2 protein-coding genes and 1 pseudogene are annotated in these 3,187 nt (G+C 69.9%); all 3 read right to left on the bottom strand.

Annotated elements, in window-relative coordinates:
* A partial coding sequence (locus tag ASG29_RS15530) for an IlvD/Edd family dehydratase (RefSeq protein ID WP_235532958.1) occupies nucleotides 1-1,321 on the bottom strand: 1,321 nt, incomplete at its 3' end.
* A gap of 70 nt (nucleotides 1,322-1,391) precedes the next feature.
* Nucleotides 1,392-2,456: a LacI family DNA-binding transcriptional regulator gene (locus ASG29_RS15535; RefSeq protein ID WP_235532959.1), complete on the bottom strand. Its 1,065-nt coding sequence runs from the start codon at nucleotides 2,454-2,456 to the stop codon at nucleotides 1,392-1,394.
* Between the two features lie 43 nt (nucleotides 2,457-2,499).
* A pseudogene (locus ASG29_RS17655) lies at nucleotides 2,500-3,187 on the bottom strand (alpha-glucuronidase); the annotation flags it as partial.

Here is a 3,187-nt window from a genome sequence, read left to right on the forward strand (position 1 = left end):
CGATGTCGAGCGCGGGGTCGTTGATGCGGTGATGGTAGTCGTCCGACCCGTCGAACACGATCGCGCGCGCCTCGAACACATTGTCGTCGCCCAGGTACCGGTCCCGGAAGGCGTCCGAAATGACGCTGGTCTTCATGATGGCGGTGTCGAACAGGTTGCCCGACAGGACCAGGAAGCCCGCATCCTCCTTCAGCGGATCGTCGTACGAGCGGATGACCTCGCGATCGGTGGCGGTGCGGCCGGTCAGGTTCTCCGCGACGCTGCGCCCCGTCACCGTCGCGCACGCGCCGTCCAGCTTCCCCGCCGCCAGCAACTCGCTCATCACCGCAGGCACGCCGCCCGCGCGGTGGAAGCGTTCGCCCAGGAACCGCCCCGCGGGCTGCACGTCGACCAGCAACGGCAGGCGGTAGCCGTGGTCCATCCAGTCCGCCGGGGTCAGCTCCACCCCCGCATGCCGCGCCATCGCGTGGATATGCGGCTGCGCGTTCGACGATCCGCCGATCGCGGTGACGACGCGGATCGCGTTCAGGAAGCTGTCGCGCGTCAGGATATTGGAGGGGCGCAGGTCCTCATACGCCATCTCCACGATCCGCCGCCCGGTCTCGTACGCGATCTGCCCGCGCTCGCGATACGGCGCGGGGATGGCGGCACATCCGGGCAACGACAGGCCCAGCGCCTCCGCCACCGCGTTCATCGTGCTGGCGGTGCCCATGGTGTTGCAATGGCCCGCGGACGGCGCGCTGTCGCACGCGCGCTGGAGGAATTCCTCCTCGTCGATCTCCCCCGCCGCCAGCTTGCGCCGCGATCGCCAGATGACCGTGCCCGATCCCACCAGCTCGCCCTCGTGCCAGCCGTCCAGCATCGGCCCGCCCGACAGGACGATCGCGGGGATGTCGACCGTCGATGCGGCCATGATCCCCGACGGCGTCGTCTTGTCGCACCCGGTCGTCAGCACGACCGCGTCGATGGGATAGCCGTACAGCGTCTCGACCAGTCCCAGGTACGCCAGGTTGCGGTCCAGCGCCGCAGTGGGGCGGCGGCAATTCTCGAATATGGGATGGACGGGAAATTCCATCGCCACCCCGCCCGCGTCGCGGATGCCGTCGCGCACGCGCCGCGCGAGGTCGACGTGGATGCGATTGCAGGGGCTGAGGTCGTTGCCGGTCTGCGCGATGCCGATGATCGGCCGGCCCGAGCGCAGTTCCGCGGGCGTCAAGCCGTAGTTCATGAAGCGTTCGAGATAGAGCGCGGTCATGTCCGACCGCGACGGGTCGTCGAACCAGTCGCGCGAACGGAAACGGCGGTACGGCGTGCGATCCAAGGCGACCTCTCCCACAGCCGGTCGCGCCGGCTATTGTGATATCGCTACCATGCCCGCGGAACGGTCAAAGTCAAGCGGTCACGGTCCGCGGGCGGCGACGCGGGGCGGCGTCGGACTGGCGACGGATCAGGGTGAAGTCCAGCAACCGGTGGTCCGGACCCGGCGCGCCGTCCTTGCGCCGGATCGATCCCACCAGCATCTCGATCGCGGCGCGCGCCATGTCCGCGATCGGCTGGTGGATCGTGGTCAGCTCGGGCCAGATCGCGGTCGCCAGCAACGTGTCGTCGAACCCGCACACGGTGATGTCGCCCGGCACGTCCAGCCCGCGGCGATGCGCCACCGCCACCGTCGCCGCCGCCATGTCGTCGTTGCTGGCGAAGATCGCGCTGGGCGGATCGGCGCGATCGAGCAGTTCCTCCGCCGCGTCCAGGCCGGAGCGGTAGGTGAACAGCCCGTTCGCGACCAGTTGCGGATCGAACGCGATCCCCACCGCGTCCAGCGCGGCGCGATATCCCTCCAGCCGCGCGACGCTGGCGGTCTGGTTCGTATCCCCCTCGATGAAGCCGACGCGGCGATGCCCCAGCGCCAGGATATGCGACGTCATCGTCAGCGCGGCGTCGCGATTGTCGATGCTGACCGCGATCAGGTCCTCGGGCGGCTGCGCGCTGGCGACCAGCGCGGTGGGCACGCGCGCCTTCGTCAGCAGGTCCAGCACCGCCGCGCTCTCGTTCAGCGGCGGGGGCAGGACCACGCCGTCGATCCCGCGCTCGATCAGGTCGTTGACGACCTCCAGCTCGTGATCGCCGATCTCGCACTTCTCGAAGATCAGCTGCACGTCGGATCGCGCCGCCTGTTCCAGGCTGCCGACCAGAAATTCGCCCAGGAAACCCGCGCTGGGGTTGGAATACAGCAAGGCGATGCGCAGCTGCCCCGCCCCCGCCAGGCTGCGCGCCGCGGGGTTGGGGGTGTAGTTCAGCGCCTTGATCGCGGCGTTCACCCCGTCGCGCGTCGCGGGGCGGACGTTGCTCTCCCCGTTTATCACGCGCGACACGGTCATCGCGGACACCCCCGCCGCGCGTGCGACGTCGGCGATCGTGGGCAGGTTATGCTGGCGGCGGGAAGGGCGACGGCTCACGGCGTGTTGGTTCTCACGATCCGGCATCGAAAAGCAATCGCCACTATTCCCCCTGCCCCGGCGCATAGGGAAAGGACAGCGACCGGTAATGATCCAGCGTCTGCGCCGGGACCGCGGCGCCCGCGGGCAGCGGCAGGCGGTTGATGCTGGTCCAATAGGCGATCGACGCGTCGCGCCACCAGCGCGCCTCGCGCTCCTGCACCGACAGGTCGGTCGCAACCGAACGATGGCGTTCGGCGTCGATATGCGGGGCGAGCGCGGCCCATTGCCCCCGCATCGTCCCCACGGCGGCGACGCCGCGATCGTAGCGGCGTACCATCGCCTCCCACAGGCTCGCGCCGTCGGCCATGCGGTGATCCCAGGGCACGTGGTGGAACCACAGCAGGTAATCTTCCCCCACCGTCCGCACGTCGGCGAAGCGGCGCGCGAGCGGCCGGGCATATTGCGCCACCGCGTCGCTGCCCGTGCGGGTCCGGTCGAAGCCGATGCCGTTCGCATCGGCGCGGTGGTAATAGACCGGATTCCATTCCGGCCGGGCGAGGTCCGACACCCACGGGCCGGGGCCGTAATGGTGCCCGGTGGCCATCAGGTGCGCGAGGCCCAGCGGCGTCATGTAATCCACCACCGCCTGCCGCGACGGCAGCATCATCGCGGTCACCGGCGCGGCGACGTCGGGGGAGAAGGTCTGCGCCGCCCATTCGCGCGCGATGGCGGCGGGATCGGCGGCGGGG

The organism is Sphingomonas sp. Leaf412, from assembly GCF_001425405.1.
In the GTDB taxonomy this organism is placed as follows: Bacteria; Pseudomonadota; Alphaproteobacteria; order Sphingomonadales; family Sphingomonadaceae; genus Sphingomonas.